At 47.3% G+C, this 15,838-nt stretch carries 14 protein-coding genes; 12 read left to right on the top strand and 2 right to left on the bottom strand.

Annotated features, from left to right (window positions below; translation table 11 throughout):
* The first annotated feature begins 150 nt into the window (after window positions 1-150).
* The 6 genes from HMPREF0868_RS06895 (at window position 151) to HMPREF0868_RS06870 (ending at window position 7,196) form a co-directional block, all read left to right on the top strand.
* On the top strand, window positions 151-1,155 hold the full coding sequence (locus HMPREF0868_RS06895; protein ID WP_012994016.1) for a ribokinase: 1,005 nt from the start codon (window positions 151-153) through the stop codon (window positions 1,153-1,155).
* A 51-nt stretch (window positions 1,156-1,206) separates the two neighbouring features.
* Complete coding sequence (locus tag HMPREF0868_RS06890) at window positions 1,207-2,388, top strand: BMP family ABC transporter substrate-binding protein (protein WP_012994015.1); 1,182 nt, start codon at window positions 1,207-1,209, stop codon at window positions 2,386-2,388.
* Window positions 2,389-2,458: 70 nt separating this feature from the next.
* Window positions 2,459-4,015: an ABC transporter ATP-binding protein gene (locus HMPREF0868_RS06885; RefSeq protein WP_012994014.1), complete on the top strand. Its 1,557-nt coding sequence runs from the start codon at window positions 2,459-2,461 to the stop codon at window positions 4,013-4,015.
* The gene (locus tag HMPREF0868_RS06880) at window positions 4,008-5,195 is read left to right on the top strand and encodes an ABC transporter permease (protein ID WP_012994013.1); all 1,188 of its coding nucleotides are present in this window, start codon (window positions 4,008-4,010) and stop codon (window positions 5,193-5,195) included. The genes HMPREF0868_RS06885 and HMPREF0868_RS06880 overlap by 8 nt, the downstream gene beginning before the upstream one ends.
* A 1-nt stretch (window position 5,196) precedes the next feature.
* Window positions 5,197-6,198 (top strand): ABC transporter permease, encoded by a 1,002-nt coding sequence (locus HMPREF0868_RS06875; protein WP_012994012.1) that lies wholly within the window; start codon window positions 5,197-5,199, stop codon window positions 6,196-6,198.
* An 11-nt stretch (window positions 6,199-6,209) separates the two neighbouring features.
* Window positions 6,210-7,196, top strand: coding sequence for a nucleoside hydrolase (locus HMPREF0868_RS06870; RefSeq protein ID WP_012994011.1), 987 nt, complete (start codon window positions 6,210-6,212; stop codon window positions 7,194-7,196).
* On the opposite strand, the gene HMPREF0868_RS08495 is transcribed toward HMPREF0868_RS06870, so the two are convergent.
* Window positions 7,179-7,328 (bottom strand): hypothetical protein, encoded by a 150-nt coding sequence (locus HMPREF0868_RS08495; protein ID WP_157667974.1) that lies wholly within the window; start codon window positions 7,326-7,328, stop codon window positions 7,179-7,181. The genes HMPREF0868_RS06870 and HMPREF0868_RS08495 overlap by 18 nt on opposite strands.
* Here HMPREF0868_RS08495 and HMPREF0868_RS06865 point away from each other — a divergent pair.
* Window positions 7,327-8,259 (top strand): nucleoside hydrolase, encoded by a 933-nt coding sequence (locus HMPREF0868_RS06865; protein WP_012994010.1) that lies wholly within the window; start codon window positions 7,327-7,329, stop codon window positions 8,257-8,259. The two genes, HMPREF0868_RS08495 and HMPREF0868_RS06865, sit on opposite strands and share 2 nt — an antisense overlap.
* 68 nt (window positions 8,260-8,327) lie before the next feature.
* Here HMPREF0868_RS06865 and HMPREF0868_RS06860 read toward each other — a convergent pair whose 3' ends face one another.
* The gene (locus tag HMPREF0868_RS06860) at window positions 8,328-9,074 is read right to left on the bottom strand and encodes a nucleoside phosphorylase (RefSeq protein ID WP_012994009.1); all 747 of its coding nucleotides are present in this window, start codon (window positions 9,072-9,074) and stop codon (window positions 8,328-8,330) included.
* 280 nt (window positions 9,075-9,354) lie between these two features.
* Here HMPREF0868_RS06860 and HMPREF0868_RS06855 point away from each other — a divergent pair, with 280 nt between their 5' ends.
* The 5 genes from HMPREF0868_RS06855 (at window position 9,355) to xylA (ending at window position 15,776) form a co-directional block, all read left to right on the top strand.
* Complete coding sequence (locus HMPREF0868_RS06855) at window positions 9,355-10,509, top strand: ROK family transcriptional regulator (protein ID WP_012994007.1); 1,155 nt, start codon at window positions 9,355-9,357, stop codon at window positions 10,507-10,509.
* A 298-nt stretch (window positions 10,510-10,807) separates the two neighbouring features.
* The gene (locus HMPREF0868_RS06850; RefSeq protein WP_012994006.1) at window positions 10,808-11,779 is read left to right on the top strand and encodes an aldose epimerase family protein; all 972 of its coding nucleotides are present in this window, start codon (window positions 10,808-10,810) and stop codon (window positions 11,777-11,779) included.
* A 31-nt stretch (window positions 11,780-11,810) separates the two neighbouring features.
* Window positions 11,811-12,974 carry a MalY/PatB family protein gene (locus HMPREF0868_RS06845; RefSeq protein ID WP_012994005.1) on the top strand — a complete coding sequence of 388 codons (1,164 nt, stop codon included), beginning with the start codon at window positions 11,811-11,813 and terminating at the stop codon, window positions 12,972-12,974.
* Complete coding sequence (gene nhaC, locus HMPREF0868_RS06840; RefSeq protein WP_012994004.1) at window positions 12,971-14,419, top strand: Na+/H+ antiporter NhaC; 1,449 nt, start codon at window positions 12,971-12,973, stop codon at window positions 14,417-14,419. Before HMPREF0868_RS06845 ends, nhaC begins: the two co-directional genes overlap by 4 nt.
* Before the next feature lie 34 nt (window positions 14,420-14,453).
* Window positions 14,454-15,776, top strand: a complete 1,323-nt coding sequence (xylA, locus tag HMPREF0868_RS06835; RefSeq protein WP_012994003.1) for a xylose isomerase — start codon at window positions 14,454-14,456, stop codon at window positions 15,774-15,776.
* Window positions 15,777-15,838 lie beyond the last annotated feature (62 nt).

Genomic DNA, 15,838 nt, shown 5'->3' with positions numbered 1-15,838 from the left:
GGACGGGTTTGCAACTCGCCCTCTTTTGTTTAGCGGTAATGAACAAAAATAAATGCTGTTAGTATAAATAGATTGACTAAATTGACAACTGTGCTAATATCTATTTACAGAAAAACGTTTGCAACGCCGAGGGCTGGCAAGGAGGACAAATTGCGTATTTTAAACATAGGTTCATTGAATTTGGATCGTACATATGCTGTGCGTGATTTTGTTGCCCCCGGTGAGACGATCAGCGCTCTTGATTATCAGACTCATTGCGGCGGCAAAGGCCTTAATCAGTCGTTGGCTTTGGCGCGGGCGGGGGCGGCGGTAAGTCATTTGGGTACGATCGGATTTGACGGCGGGATACTAAGGGACTCGCTTGCTCAAGCAGGGGTAGATATCCGTTTTTTGCGTCAAAGTGACACGGCGAATGGGCATGCGGTAATTCAGGTTGACGCACATGGCCAAAATTGCATTATTGTTTGTGCCGGCAGCAATGCAGAAGTAACCGTTGAGCAGATTGAGGCTGGGTTGGCTTCGTTGCAGCCAGGAGATTGGGTGCTGTTGCAAAACGAAACATCCAATTTGGCTTATGCTGTCGAACGGGCAAGTGCCTTGGGTTTGAAACTTATTCTTAATCCGTCGCCGATCAATCCGGCATTGTTGAACGCTGATTTGCGCCCGGTTAATCTGTTTATTTTGAATGAAACAGAGGCCCGGTTGCTGGCGGATCAGCAAACGGACGAACCGATGAAACTGATGGCAGCTTTGCGGACGATTTACCCTCAGAGTGAAATTTTGCTTACTTGCGGGGCGCAGGGGGCATTTTATCAAGACGTCGCCCCGAACGATCTGACCTACTTCCGGCCGGCTTACCAGGTTGCGGCGGTGGATACGACGGCGGCAGGCGACACGTTTACCGGCTATTTCTTGGCGGCGATGAGCCGACAGGCCGGCGTGCAGGCGGCGCTGCGTTTGGCAGCCGCGGCAGCAGCTTTGGCGGTTAGTCGGCCGGGGGCGCAAAGCTCTATTCCTGAATTGGCGGAGGTGGAGAGATTTATCGCCGAACGGGAGATAGAGGGTGCAGAGGCGGAATGTGTAACGGCAGCGCAGGACAAGAGGCAGGCGTCAGCACAAAGTGATTCCGGGCACATGAAAGAGATTACAAATTGAAATACATACAATTTGTCGAAGTTGCTCAATGAGCAAAGATGGGAGGAGAATATGAAAAAACTGTTATCTGTTTTATGTGTCGGCGCGATGATGCTGGCGATGCTGGCCGGTTGCGGCAACAGCCCTGCTAAATCAGGTGAAACCGGGAACGGCAGTGCTCCAGCGGAACAGAAGGAAGCGGCGCAAAAAGACGGCGAAAAAAGGGAAGGAAAGAAAGTATACAATGTCGCTTATCTAGTCAACGGCAACCTTGGCGACAAGTCTTTTTTTGACTCAGCTCAGGCTGGTTTGGAAACCCTCAAAAAAGCCGGCCGCATTACCTTGAAAACAATCGAAATGGGCGGAACGGACGCTGACAAACCGAAATGGCTTTCAACTCTCTATGAAGTTGCCGAATCGAACGAATACGATGTAATCGTTTGCGGCACATATCAGATGCCCGATTTTTTGAAAGAAGTTGCCGAAAAATATCCGGAACAAAAATTCATTACCTTCGATGATGACACCTATGCCGGCAAATGCAAAAATGTTGTCAATCTTACGTACAAACAAAATGAGCTCGGCTACATCATTGGAGTTTTTGCAGCGTGTATGACCAAAGACACCAAGGTCAAGAATATCAACCCGGAGAAGGTTATAGGTTTTGTCGGCGGTATCGACAGCCCGGTAATCAACGACTTCCTGTATGGATATATTATCGGAGCCCAGAAGGTAGATAAAGATATTAAGATCGATACCCGTTACACCAATGACTATGTAGATACAGCAAAGGCAAAAGAATACGGCTTATCCATGATCAGCGACAACAAGGCCGATATCATCTGGGGCGTGGCCGGTAATGCCGGTAACGGTGCTGCCGCCGCAGCTTTGGAAAAAGGTAACGCTTGGTTCATCGGTGTTGACTCAGATCAGGAAGCCACCTTCCCGGCCGATTTGGCAGCCATAACGCTTACATCAGGCTTGAAAAATATCGGTAATTCTCTGGTTTACATTTTTGATGAACTGGATAAAGGCAAAACTTACTGGGGCCAGCTCGTCAGCTTCGGTTTGGACAAGGACGGCGTCGGCATTGTTACCGATAAAAACTTTGCCAAATATGCTTCGGAAGAAACCAAAAAAGCGGTTAAAGAAGCTATTGATGATGTTATTAAGGGCAAGGTAAAAGTTCCGACGGTTTTAGGCGGAGCTAACGAAGATGAACTGAAAAAACTGCGGAATTCCGTACAACCGTAAATTCATTCGGCGTAAAAAGGAGGCTTATGCCTCCTTTTTATATTAATTTGCAGTGGGCAGGAGGCTGAGGATGGAAGATATTGTCGTCAGTATGAAAAATATATGCAAAGTATATCCCAACGGAGTAATGGCCAATAAAGATGTCAATTTGGATATCCGTCGGGGCGAGATTCATGCTTTGATGGGCGAAAACGGGGCCGGAAAATCCACCTTGATGAAGATGCTTTTCGGTTTGGAGCAACCGACATCGGGTGAAATTTGGCTCAACGGTGAAAAAGTTGTCCTTCCTTCGCCTAATGCTGCTATCGGGCACGGAATAGGCATGGTGCATCAACATTTTATGCTTGTACCAAGTTTGACCGTGGCAGAAAACATTGTTCTCGGCATGGTTCCGCGTAAGTCACAGATATTTGTCGATATAAAAAAAGCGGTGAAAATAACTGAGGAGTATTCGGAGCGTTTTAACCTGCGGGTGGATCCGATGGCAAAGGTGGCCGATATTCCGGTCGGAATGAAACAGAAAGTAGAAATACTCAAAGCGTTGGTGCGCGGGGCCAAAATTTTGATTTTGGACGAACCGACGGCGGTTCTCACTAAACAGGAAACGACGGAACTGTTTAAGGAACTGCTTGCTTTAAAAAAACATGGCTATACGTTAATTTTTATCTCGCACAAGTTGCAGGAAATAATGGAAATAACAGATCGACTGACCATTTTACGGGGTGGCCGCAGTATGGGGGTTTACAATACCTGTGATGTCAGTCCGGCGGAAATTTCCCGCCTGATGGTTGGCCGCGATGTTTTGCTCAATGTAACTAAGACAAAAGCTCAGCCGCAAAAAGTTGTTTTGCAGGTCCGAGATTTGAATTATGTAAATGAATGGGGCAAACGTATGCTCGACAATATTTCGTTTTCCGTCCGCCAAGGCGAGATTTTGGGTATTGCCGGAGTGGAAGGAAATGGGCAAAAAGAGCTGGTGGACATGCTTTTTGGGCTGAACCGGCCTGACTCAGGGACCATAACGGTTAACGGTGAGAAGATAATCGGCATGAATCAGCGAAAATTGCGCGACCGGCATATTTCTTTAGTCCCGGAGGACCGCATGCTTTACGGCATCGCGGCAGAGGCCAACATTGTTTCGAATACTTTGTCGGATCGTTTGCATAATAAAAAATATAACGCTGGTCCTTTGTTTAAAATGCGTGCTTTGCAGGAAGAAACGGATGAGCTGATTAAGGAATACCGCGTTTTGTGCAAAAATAGGGAGCAAAATGTGGGGATGCTTTCCGGCGGCAACATTCAAAAAGTGGTGGTGGCCAGGGAATTCAGCAATTCGCCGCAGCTGATCATTGCCGATCAGCCGACCCGAGGTATTGATGTCGGTGCAACGGAATTTATCCGTCAGAAGCTGGTTGAGTTGGCGCGCAGTGGGGTAGCGGTACTTTTGGTTTCGGCAGATTTGAATGAAGTTATGGAACTTTCGGATAGCTTGATCGTCATGTATGGTGGCCATATAACGGGATATTTTAAGGATTCGCGAGAACTTGATGACGAGAAAATCGGCAAATATATGCTGGGATTGGCTCAACAATCGGCCGAAGAAATCACAGGAGTTTGCTATGAATAAGCGCAGAAATTTAATCTTTACTCTGGTGCGTGCCGTTCTAGCGATAGGCATAGCCCTTTTGGTAGCGATGGCATTGATATTTCTTTGCTCGGACAAAAACGGTTTTGTGGCGAGGTTGGTGGATACATTTAAAACTATGCGATATATGTTGATATCGCCGCTTTTCCGCAGTAACGGCAGCTTCAGTGTCAAAGGTTTGACAGATGTTTTGGCACTAACTGTTCCGATCATGTTTACCGGGCTGGCGACCACCGTTATGTTTTCGGCCAAACAATTTAACTTGGGCGCGGAGGGTGGCATTATGCTCGGCGCGTTCACGGCCGGCGTTATCGCCGTTTACGCGCCGCTGCCGGCGATTGTTTTGCCAGTGGTGGCGGTCATCGGGGCTTGCGTGGTTACGGCGGCGATGATGTTGATTCCCGCGGTTCTCAAAGCCAAATATAACGTCAGTGAGATGGTCAATTCACTCATGCTCAACTACGTCATAATGTATGTAATTAAATATTTGATGAATACGTACTTATGCGATACTACACGGGGCAGCGTTCAGACTTTGCCTTATCAACCACAAGCGACTTTTGCGCCTCTGATCAATAACGGTTCCAAACTTTCCTACGGCTTTATTATTGGTCTGTTTATGGCGGTATTGATTTGGCTGTTCATGTACCGCACCAAGTGGGGTTACGGCGTGCGTATGATTGGCATCAACCAAAAATTTTCCCAATATTCGGGCATTAATGTTGCCAAGGCCGTGATCATCTGTCAGGTTATTGGCGGTGTCTTGGCCGGTATGGGCGGGGCGGTAGAACAGCTCGGCCGTTATCAGGCTTACGACTGGATGGCCTTGACCGGACACGGCTGGACGGGAATAACGGTGGCGATTCTGGCCAATAACAATCCGATTTTTGTTCCCTTGGCGGCCTTCTTTATGTCGTATTTAGACAAGGGCTGCCAACTGATGACGACTCATTCACCGGTGCCGGCGCAGTTGATCAATATAATTCAAGCCGTCATTTTCTTGTTCTTCGCCGCCCGTAAGTTCCTGGCGCGTTATCGTCAACGTTTGGTCGTTAAAACAGCCAGAGAAGATCAGGCCGCGATGGAACGAGCGGCTGCCGGACTTGCTGGGTTAGGCTCGAAACAAGCGGCAGACGGGCGATCAGACGTGGAGGTGAAGTAATATGTGGGACATGTTGTCAATGATTTTTACTACTGATCTTTTCTTCTCCGTTTTGCGGATCACCGCTCCGATTTTGTTGGCTACCTTGGCGGCTTTGATATGTGAAAAGGCCGGCATCTCCAACATCGGCTTGGAAGGAACGATGATGATAGCGGCCCTGGCTGGTTCCTTGGGAGCCTATTATTCTGGCAGTTGGCTGGTCGGCCTGATTTTGGCGATCGTGGCCGGGATGCTGGTGAGCGCGGTGATGGGCTTTTTTGCGTTCAATCTAAAAACAGATATTATTTTAACCGGTACGGCGATAAATATGCTCGGCTCAGGCGGTACGCTGTTTTTGATTAAGGTGATAACCGGCTGGACGGAAGGCCAACAATATGCCTCCACCAACGGAATGATCAATCAGGGCTTGCAAATCCCGACGATTAATATTCCTTTGCTGAAAGATATCCCTTATCTTGGCGAGATTTTCTCCGGGCATTCACTTTTGACCTATGTTACTTTCATCCTCGTTTTTTTGGTCTGGGTCATGCTTTATAAAACGCCGCTCGGCTTAAACATTCGCTCGGTGGGCGAAAATCCGAATGCTGCGTCTTCGGTGGGAATCAGTATAACGCGGATCCATTATGTGGCGATTATTTTGGCCGGTGCTTTGGCCGGCATGGGTGGGGCATTTATGTCGATGTATTATGCGATTGGTTGGTCGCTCGACATGGTGGCCGGGCGTGGCTTCATCGCCTTGGCGGCTTGTGCTATGGGAAATAATGAGCCGGTCGGCGGCATGTTTGCTTCGCTTATCTTCGGTTTTGCTCAAGCGGTCGGCATTAAATTTTCGGCAGTGGGCGTGGACTCTAACCTCGTTTCTCCGATCCCGTACATTGTGACTATTTTGGGTCTGGTAATATTCGCAGTAAAATCTATTCGCAAAGCAAAACGTAAGCAGGCGGCCAATGCCCTTGAAGACAAAGGTAATGTGGCTTCGGGTAAAGAAGCTACAGATAAATAGGCAAGGTGGATATGAAAATAAAAAACGTACCTAAACCAATAATTTTAGACGGTGATCCGGGTCATGACGATGCGATTGCCTGGGTGTTGGCTAAAGCAATTCCTGAACTGGAAATTAAAGCAATCACCACGGTTGCCGGTAACCAAAGCTTAGCTAAAGTTACACTGAATGCAAGAAAGATTGCCGCCTTAATCGGCTTTCACGGGCCTATCGCGGCCGGCGCGGCGCATCCGTTGACCGCCGACCCGGTTACGGCCGGAAACTTTCACGGCGACAGTGGCCTTGACGGGATCGAGTTGCCGGAGCCGAAAATGGAAATTTCTCCTCTCAGTGCGCCGGAGCTGATGGCGGCTGTCCTGCGCGCCGCTGACACCGAAATTACCATTGTGGCAACCGGTCCGTTGACTAATGTCGCCACTTTTTTGTTGCTGTATCCTGAGCTAAAAGCCAAAATCGGCCGAATCGCTCTCATGGGCGGCGGCATTAGAAATGGTAATTGGACGGCGGCGGCAGAATTCAACTTTTTTGAAGATCCGGAAGCGGCGGCAATCGTGTTCCGTTCTGGTATCCCGATTACCATGGCCGGGCTTGATGTAACTGAACAGGCTGTGATCACCCCTGATGATATCGATGTCATAGCGAAAATTGACAATGCGGTAAGTAGAGTGGTAACTGCGTGGCTGAAATTTTTTATCTTGCATCATCAGAATCTCGGACTGCCCGGTTTGCTTTTGCATGATCCATGCGCTCTGCTCAGTCTCACCGTCCCGGAGTTGTTTGAAGCAAGGCCGGCCTATGTGGAGGTTGAGTGTACCGGAATCTACACCCGGGGAACCTGTGTCGCGCGGTGGCGAGATTTGTTTAACGGAAAAAAGGCGGTCGGGATTGAAAAATCTGTCCTCGATGGCGCGGCATTGAGCCCAGTGGATGTGTTGGTCAAACTTGATCGTCCGGCTTTTATCCGAGAGATTTGCGCATTATTAAGGACGTATAACTGAAGTCGGACAGCCGGCGACAAATGGACAGCCGGCGACTAACGTATGGCTGACGACTAACGTATGGCTGACGACAAACGGACGGCCGGCGACAAATGGACGGCCGGCAACTAATAAAGGGAAGTTTACAGACATGAAAAAAATACCTGTTTGGATCGATACGGATACCGGAGTTGATGATGCGGCGGCACTTCTGGTTGCCTGCCGTTTGCCGGAAATTGAGATTGTCGGCGTTTCGGCGGTAAATGGAAATACAAATCTAGCCAACACTTACCGCAATTCACGTGACGTTTTAGCGTTGGCCGGTCGAGAGGATATCCCGGTATACAAAGGAGCGGCGGAGCCTTTGGTAGTACTTGCGGAATCCGCCGACGACTTTCACGGCAGAAACGGCTTAGGCGATGTGACCTTGCCGCCCAGTCCTGCACCGCATCAGACGACAGAAGCCGGGGAGGCTTTGCGGCAAGCTTTACAGAAATACGGCCGAGAACTGCGCCTGGTGGCGGTCGGTCCACTTACCAATATTGCTCGGCTGCTGCTGAAACACCCTGATGTCGCTGAAAATATCGGCGAATTGCTAATTATGGGTGGAGCTGTTAACGGCGGCAACGTGACCCCAAGTGCTGAGTTTAATATATATGCTGATCCCGAAGCGGCCGAGATTGTTTTTAAATCCGGCATCCAGATAAAAATGTTCGGGCTTGACGCTACAACGGAGGCTTATTTCACCCCGGAAGAGTTCGCGACCATGACGGAAAAAGCCAATCCAATCACTTCATTTTTGCAAGGAGCGACTGGCCGGGCGTGGAAATATTATAACGAAGGGTACGCAAAGGGCTTGATTTTGCACGATATTTGCCCGGTTATTTATTTAGCTGATCCGGAGATGTTTACTTTGCAACAAGCCGGGGTGCGGGTTGAATGTTGTGGTCGATTGACTTTGGGCAAGACCGTTTGTGACCTTTATAGCGACTTTAAGTTCAGCAAACGAAATTGTTTGGTCGCCACGTCTGTGCGGCGCGAGCGGTTCGTGGCTAAGGTGCGAGAGGTTATCGCGCTTTATTGACCGACTTACACAAATATAGGCCTACACAAATATAGGCCTATACAATTTGAGTGAAAGGACAGTTAATTTCATTCTTGGCTGATGCCGGCTGTATCGCGCCTAATTGCTTCCAACGCCAGCTGAATTTCCCGCCCTTCCCCCTGCAGGCACATGGCGGCGGCATCGACGTAATCATTGATAGCAGCGGCCGTATCTTGGCCATAGACAACAACATTGTTTAAAATGGAGCAGGCTTTTATGCGGCGTAGTCGGCTTACTGTCAGCAGAGCGGCGGTTTCCATGTCTGCGCCCAGAACGCCGGTTTTCGACCACTTTTTTTCTTGAGCGGCATTATCATCAATATAAAAGCTTTCGTGGCTGTGAACAATCCCGAGGTGGTGCGCCCAGTTTTGTTCGATGGCGTAGTCTCGGCAATGCTGTATCAGAGAAAAATCGCTTACCGCTGGAAAAATTGGGTCTATATAGGCTTTGGACGTGCCGTCGTCGCGTACCGCCCCGGTGGCGATGATCAGATCGCCGATGGCGATGCCGGGTTGCAGAGCTCCGCATGAGCCGATGCGGATAAGTCTTTTGATGCCGAGAGCGTATAATTCTTCGATGGCGATGGCGGTAGATGAGCCGCCAATGCCGGTTGATAAGGCGATTACTTTGACACCGTGATAAGTACCGCTGAGAGAGCGAAATTCGCGGTTATAGGCTAGTTCTTGCACGTCATTGAGGTATTCTTTGATATGGTCGAGGCGGCCGGGATCGCCCGGCAATATGGCTGAATTAGCCCCGTGCAAACTGTCGAGTTTTATATGTGGTTGTAGCATTGAACTTTCCTCCTGGGGTGATTGTGGCCGTGCTGTTATGACCGTGGGTGCTAGCTATGGCAGTACCGGCTGTGCCCGTAGCAGTACCGGCTTTGTTTGCGGCATGCGTTGTTCGTGGGCAATGTATTTTATTTCAATTATAATCCAAATCTGTTTTCAGCATATAGGCAGTATTTAAGCAGCTCGCCGGAAGTGGATAAGAAAACTTCGCCGATGGCGAGTATAACAATAGCTAACAAACCGGCGAATTGGTATAATTGAGGATAGTCAGGAGGCAGACATGGCCGAAAGAAACAATAATGAAGTCAACATACTCTCCACCCTATACGTACACCCTAATTTATCTCGCTCCGATTTATCCCAAAGATTGGAGTTAAATAAGGCGTCAGTTTCGGAATATACCAATAAGCTTTTAGACACCGGCATCATCCGAGAAAACGGGACTGGAGATTCCACTAACAAAGGTGGGCGCAAACCAATCTGTCTGGAAATAAATTACCGTTACGGCCTGTGCCTGGGCATAGATTTGGCCCCGGACGAGATATCATATATCCTGTGCACATTGAATTTAGAAGTCGTGTCGGAAGGCACAATTAGGACGGCGGTTTCGTCTGCGAACGTACTTGAACAGCTCACGGTCATTATTCAAAAAGCGGTTAAAATGGCGGCGGCTTATACAGGCGGCTTGCTGGGCGTGACTTTAGCCATCCACGGTATTGTTGATGAAACAGATATAAGATTTACACCAAACTATGACATATATAAATGTGATTTACATGCCGAGCTCGGCAAACTTTATCCGGGACTACCCGTTTATTTTATTAACGAATCGAATGCGTCGGCGTTGTGTGAAGCCTATGCTCAGCGCATAAAAAATTTGGTGGCGGTTAATATAGGCCGAGGGTTGGGTGCCGGAATTGTTTTAAAGGGGCGAGTTTTGCATGGAGTAAACGGTTATGCCGGAGAAATAGGGCATGTCGTGATTATTCCGGACGGCAAGAAGTGCAATTGCGGCAATCGAGGCTGTTTTGAACGTTATTGTTCAGATGAAGCACTGCTTGAATACTACAATTCTCTCGCCGCCAAACCGATAACCACGATCAAAGAATTGGCCGAGCGCAGGGCAAAAAAGCAACCGGAAGCCATTGAAGCTATTCGCTATAATTTAAAATATATGGCTTTGCTAATGAATCACCTGATGAAAACGATTGCCCCGGAAATTATAGTGATCAACAGCGATTTGGCTTATTACATCAATAATTATACCCAGACATTGCAGGATATGACGTATAAGACCTACAAACAAAATGTGGTCATTCGCCCGTCCGCATTCAATCACAAGTCGGTTATGCTCGGTTCGGTTTATCTGACAATTCAGGAATTTATCCACGCCTTTGCTCAATTTACCCAGCCTGCAAGTACTCCGTCTCGTTAAGTATGCTAATTAACCGTGTGTACACTATTCGTATGTAAATTTACCGGCCTATATGTAAATTGGCCAATCCTTTTGCGAATTCGCCGGCCCTTTTGTGAATTTCCCGAAAATCCCCTGATTTTGCTCAGCATTATATAAATGCGTCTGAGTATTTAGTGTAATGTTCCGAATGAATGCTGATTTTGTTTAATACCTATAAAAAAATGTTATTTTCTTGCACGTATATTGACAAATGAACAAGAAAGAAATATTATTTAGTTAGTTTAAAAAACTTACTAACGCGAGGCTTGAGTCAGATATGCAAGAATATACCATCCAAAATGACTATATTGCTTTGTCGGTATTAGACTATGGATTGCGCATAAAAGAAATTTTTTTGAAGCCGATTCAACAAAATGCTGTTTTAGCTTACGCGGAAAATTCCGAATATTTACAGGAAGTCAATTTTCTAGGTGCGACAATCGGTCCCAATGCTAACCGTATAAAGGACGGTAAGTTTTCCATTGCCGGCACTGAATGGAATTGGGAGAAAAATGATGGGGCCAATAATCTGCACAGCGGGAAATACGGTCTTCACTTAAAATATTGGCACTGCAGTGTTATCGAAAACCGTATACATGCCAAATATTTCCAAGAAATACCGTTTATGTGTGAATATGAAGCTGTATTCAGTTTGAATAACTCGCAAATTGAAGTGGAATATTTTGCCGTGCCAGACGCTCCTGCCCTGATAAACATGACGAATCACAGTTATTTCCACCTTGATGCGGCGGCGACGGTGCTGGATTATCAACTGAAGCTGGCGGCCGATTTCTACACTCCCCGCACTGCTGATGGCATTCCTACCGGTGAAATACGTAGTGTGGCCGGCACGGCACTCGATTTCCGCGAATATAAAACCATTAGCACGATGCTGGCAGCGGCTCGCCAAACCGGTCTGACAAAAGAAGGTTTTGACCACAATCTGCTTGTAGCGAGCAAGGGATTCCGCTTGTTGGCAAGTGTTTTGACCTCACGGGTTAAGCTAGATATTTTTTCCGACGCCCCCGGTTTTCAATTTTACACAGCTGAAAATTTAATCAGTCACGGTAGACGCACGCCATATAAAGGGCTTTGCATCGAACCGCAATACATACCGAACAGCATCAATTGTAGTTATTTGAAACAACCCGTATTCACGGGTGCTCAGCCATTTCATCAAAAAACTGTCTATGCTTTTGAATTTCCTGATACTGGCAGCGAGCATTTGTATGGGACAGAACGCAATTAATAATCGGGAAACATAGGGAAAGGAAGTTACAATGTTTACTGAAATTGTTGATCGTAAGAATACGAATTCCGCCAAATGGGACGAACTGATCCAAGATACCGGCGAGCCTGATATTATTCCGTTGACTGTGGCGGACATGGACTTCAAAACAGCTCCGGAAATTGTTAAAGCGACAGCAGCGCAAGCCGATCACGGAATTTATGGCTACACTAATGTAAGCAAAGATTATCTGTCACTTACGCGGAAATGGATTGTGGACCATTATTTTTGGCAGCCGGAAGTCGAGGAAATTGTTTTTTGTCCGCGAATAATCAACGCCTTGGCTCAGATTGTACAAAATTTTACGAATCAAGATGATAAGGTACTGATTTTTACGCCGCTTTATGACCCGATTCAAAGCATTGTTAAACTAAACGACCGTAATTTGATTCATACCTCACTGGTTTTGCGAAACAACCGTTATGAGATTGATTTTGCCGATTTGGAAAATAAGCTGCGTTCCGGCGTTAAGCTGATGATTGTGGTTTCTCCACATAATCCTACCGGGAGAGTTTGGCAGGAAAAAGAGATAGAGAAAATAGTTGCTTTAGCAAAAAAATATAATGTGCTTATTTTTGCTGATGAAGTTCATGCCGACTTTGTGTGGGAAGGTAAGTTTACAAGTTTTGGTAAATTTTTGCCTGTTTATGATCAAATGATGATAGGAGTGTCGCCGGCTAAGACATTCAATATTCCGGGTATCGAAGCGGCTGCGGTTGTAATAAAAAACACGGCCTTGCGTGAGAGATTTATCCACTGCCTGCGCAAGTCCGGCTTTCACAATCCTAATTTTTTCTGCAATGCAGCTGTTGAAGCGGCTTACGGGAAAGGCGAAGAATGGCTGGCGCGGGTTAAAACGGTGATTCTGGAGAATCGTCGTCTGGCGATCGATTTTATAAACAATAATATGCGGCCGTGCAGGGTGGTTCCGGGGGAAGGAACATTTTTGCTGTGGGTCGACTATACAAAGCTTAACATTTCTGAAGAAGCGTTGAAGGAAAAATTTATTCATGAGGCTAAGGTTGCCTGTTCTATGGGTAAGGGTTTCGGGCCGGAGGGGGCCGGCTTCTTCAGAATAAATATTGCCCAACCGTATGCGTTGTTAAAAGTTGCTCTCAAAAAAATCAGTGAGGTAATAGAGGAGGTAAGAGTATGAAAGCAAAAGAGAAGAAGGTGCCGACGGTGTTTCAGGCAAGCATACCGATATTGAGTATGCTGATTATTCTCGGAGTCGGGATAGGGGGATTCGGGTTGCCGGCGGAGCCGCTGATTGTATTGGCCACGGTCGTTTCCGGCGGAGTTGCGATCGGCCTAGGCTATTCTTACGCGGAAATAATGCAATCAATAGCGGAAAAGATCGCTAAAGTTTGGGGTGCGCTATTGATTTTGGTTATTGTCGGTTTTATGATCGGTGCTTGGATGTTGGGCGGTACGATTCCGATGCTGATTTATTATGGCTTGAAACTGATCAGTCCGCAATTTTTGGCATTGACCGCCTTTGTCGTGTCGGCAATCGTTTCGGTGATGACCGGAACCTCGTGGGGCTCAGCCGGTACTATCGGGGTGGCTTTTATGGGCGTTGCGATTGGCATGGATGCTAATCTTGCTTTGGTTGCCGGCGCAGTGGTTTCGGGGGCGTATTTCGGCGATAAGCTGTCGCCGCTTTCGGATACGACCAACTTGGCTTCGGCCGTGTGTGGTGTCGACTTGTATCAGCACGTATACAATCAGCTGTGGACTACTGGCGCATCGGCAATCGTCGCCTGTGTCTTTTACGGAATCTTGGGACATGTAAGCGCAGGTGGAAATGTGAGTGTCCCGGAAACCGTACAAACTTTAATGGGTACATTGGACAAAATGTTCAGCTGGAACGTTTTTTTCCTCATCCCGTTGATTGTTGTTTTGGTTGGATCAACAATGCGTAAACCGACAATTCCGGTGATGTTGCTGGCTTCGCTGATTGCCTTGATTAATGCGGCGATTTTCCAAGGTGCGAGCTTTAAAAATATTGTCGATGTAACTTTAAATGGTTTCAATGTTTCTATGCTCGGCTTTGACAAGGCTGCCGTTGCTCCGGACTTGGTGCGTCTGATGCATCGGGGTGGTATGATGGCGATGATGAACACGTTGCTGATTGCTGTTTGTGCGATATCTTTTGCCGGTACGATGACCGTAACCGGGGCTTTGGACGTCTTAGTAGCCAAGTTGCTGACCAAAATTCGCGGTACTTTCCAACTGGTGGCCGCAACCATCGTTACATGTTTGGTAACTACCGGTGTGACGAGTAACGGCCAAGTTTCGATTTTGATGCCGGGAGAAGCATTCAAAAGTGCCTATGCAAAACGCGGTCTGCATCCGAAAGTCTTGTCCAGAACTTTGGAAGACTCAGTAACCTGTACGGAATGTTTAATTCCTTGGACGGCAGCCGGTGCTTATATGGCTAGCACGTTAGGTGTTGCGACCTTGAGTTACCTGCCCTATGCGATTTTGAACTACAGCGGTATGGTTTTCGCTCTGATCTGGGCGGCTACCGGCATCGGTATAACCAAGTTGAAATCTGAACCTGTGGCGGTCGGCTCGAGCGAGCAGGCAGTAAAATAAAGCGAAAGCAAAGAGAACAAAAGGAGTGAATAAAATGAAATTTTTTGAAAATGTCCCTAAGGTAAAATATGAGGGAAGCAAGTCTACCAACCCGTTTGCATTTAAGTATTACAATCCTGAAGCGGTGATTGCCGGTAAAAAAATGAAGGATCACCTGAAATTCGCGATGTCCTGGTGGCACACCATGACGGCGACCGGGCAAGACCAGTTCGGTTCGGGGACGATGAGCCGAATATATGACGGGCAAACTGAACCGCTGGCCTTGGCCAAAGCCCGAGTGGATGCGGCTTTCGATTTCATGGAAAAATTAAATATCGAATATTTTTGTTTTCATGATGCCGACTTGGCTCCAGAAGGTAACAGTTTGCAGGAACGCAACGAAAATTTGCAGGAAATGGTGTCTTACCTGAAACAAAAGATGGCCGGAACTTCGATTAAGCTTTTATGGGGAACCTCGAATTGTTTCAGCAACCCTCGTTTTATGCACGGGGCAGCCACATCTTGCGAAGCGGATGTGTTTGCTTGGACCGCCACTCAGTTGAAAAATGCCATCGATGCTACCATCGCGCTTGGCGGTAAAGGCTATGTTTTCTGGGGCGGCCGGGAAGGCTATGAAACCTTGCTGAACACTGATGTCGGCCTGGAGATGGATAATTATGCAAGAATGCTGAAAATGGCGGTTGCATATGCGCATTCTAAAGGTTATACGGGTGACTTTTATATTGAACCTAAGCCAAAAGAACCCACTAAACATCAATATGATTTCGATGTCGCCACTTGCGTTGCTTTCCTTGAAAAATACGATTTGATGCGTGATTTTAAAGTAAACATTGAGGCTAATCACGCTACTTTGGCCGGTCATACTTTCCAACATGAGTTACGCATGGCGCGTACCTTCGGGGTATTCGGCTCGGTTGATGCCAATCAGGGCGACAGCAATCTGGGCTGGGATACCGATCAGTTCCCGGGCAATATTTATGATACGACTTTGGCCATGTATGAGATTTTGAAGGCCGGTGGATTTACCAACGGAGGCTTGAACTTTGATGCTAAAGTGCGTCGTCCGTCATTTACCCCGGAAGATATTGCTTATGCTTATATTTTGGGCATGGATACGTTTGCCTTAGGCTTGATTAAGGCGCAACAGCTGATTGAGGATGGCAGAATTGATCGTTTCGTAGCGGAAAAATATGCTAGTTATAAGTCGGGCATCGGTGCTGAAATCTTGAGTGGTAAAACCGGTTTGCCGGAATTGGAGGCTTACGCATTGAAGAAAGGCGAGCCTAAGTTGTATAGTGGGCGGCAGGAATATCTTGAAAGTGTCGTTAATAACGTAATTTTCAACGGAAATCTTTGATCCGCTAAGAGGGCTCATCGAATAAGTAGAATGTGGCGGCTACAAATTTAATCAACTGAAAA

Source organism: Mageeibacillus indolicus UPII9-5 (assembly GCF_000025225.2).
Classification (GTDB): domain Bacteria; phylum Bacillota; class Clostridia; order Saccharofermentanales; family Fastidiosipilaceae; genus Mageeibacillus; species Mageeibacillus indolicus.
The sequence above is the reverse complement of the archived record's forward strand: the minus strand, read 5'-3'. Positions and strand labels throughout refer to the sequence as shown.

What these genes read in the sequence shown, in the direction of transcription:
- HMPREF0868_RS06890 (WP_012994015.1), top strand. Translation starts at nt 1,207, where the DNA reads ATGAAAAAACTGTTATCTGTTTTATGTGTCGGCGCGATGATGCTGGCG.
- HMPREF0868_RS06885 (WP_012994014.1), top strand. Translation starts at nt 2,459, where the DNA reads ATGGAAGATATTGTCGTCAGTATGAAAAATATATGCAAAGTATATCCC.
- HMPREF0868_RS06880 (WP_012994013.1), top strand. Translation starts at nt 4,008, where the DNA reads ATGAATAAGCGCAGAAATTTAATCTTTACTCTGGTGCGTGCCGTTCTA.
- HMPREF0868_RS06875 (WP_012994012.1), top strand. Translation starts at nt 5,197, where the DNA reads ATGTGGGACATGTTGTCAATGATTTTTACTACTGATCTTTTCTTCTCC.
- HMPREF0868_RS06870 (WP_012994011.1), top strand. Translation starts at nt 6,210, where the DNA reads ATGAAAATAAAAAACGTACCTAAACCAATAATTTTAGACGGTGATCCG.
- HMPREF0868_RS06865 (WP_012994010.1), top strand. Translation starts at nt 7,327, where the DNA reads ATGAAAAAAATACCTGTTTGGATCGATACGGATACCGGAGTTGATGAT.
- HMPREF0868_RS08495 (WP_157667974.1), bottom strand. Translation starts at nt 7,328, where the DNA reads ATGTCTGTAAACTTCCCTTTATTAGTTGCCGGCCGTCCATTTGTCGCC.
- HMPREF0868_RS06860 (WP_012994009.1), bottom strand. Translation starts at nt 9,074, where the DNA reads ATGCTACAACCACATATAAAACTCGACAGTTTGCACGGGGCTAATTCA.
- HMPREF0868_RS06855 (WP_012994007.1), top strand. Translation starts at nt 9,355, where the DNA reads ATGGCCGAAAGAAACAATAATGAAGTCAACATACTCTCCACCCTATAC.
- HMPREF0868_RS06850 (WP_012994006.1), top strand. Translation starts at nt 10,808, where the DNA reads ATGCAAGAATATACCATCCAAAATGACTATATTGCTTTGTCGGTATTA.
- HMPREF0868_RS06845 (WP_012994005.1), top strand. Translation starts at nt 11,811, where the DNA reads ATGTTTACTGAAATTGTTGATCGTAAGAATACGAATTCCGCCAAATGG.
- nhaC (WP_012994004.1), top strand. Translation starts at nt 12,971, where the DNA reads ATGAAAGCAAAAGAGAAGAAGGTGCCGACGGTGTTTCAGGCAAGCATA.
- xylA (WP_012994003.1), top strand. Translation starts at nt 14,454, where the DNA reads ATGAAATTTTTTGAAAATGTCCCTAAGGTAAAATATGAGGGAAGCAAG.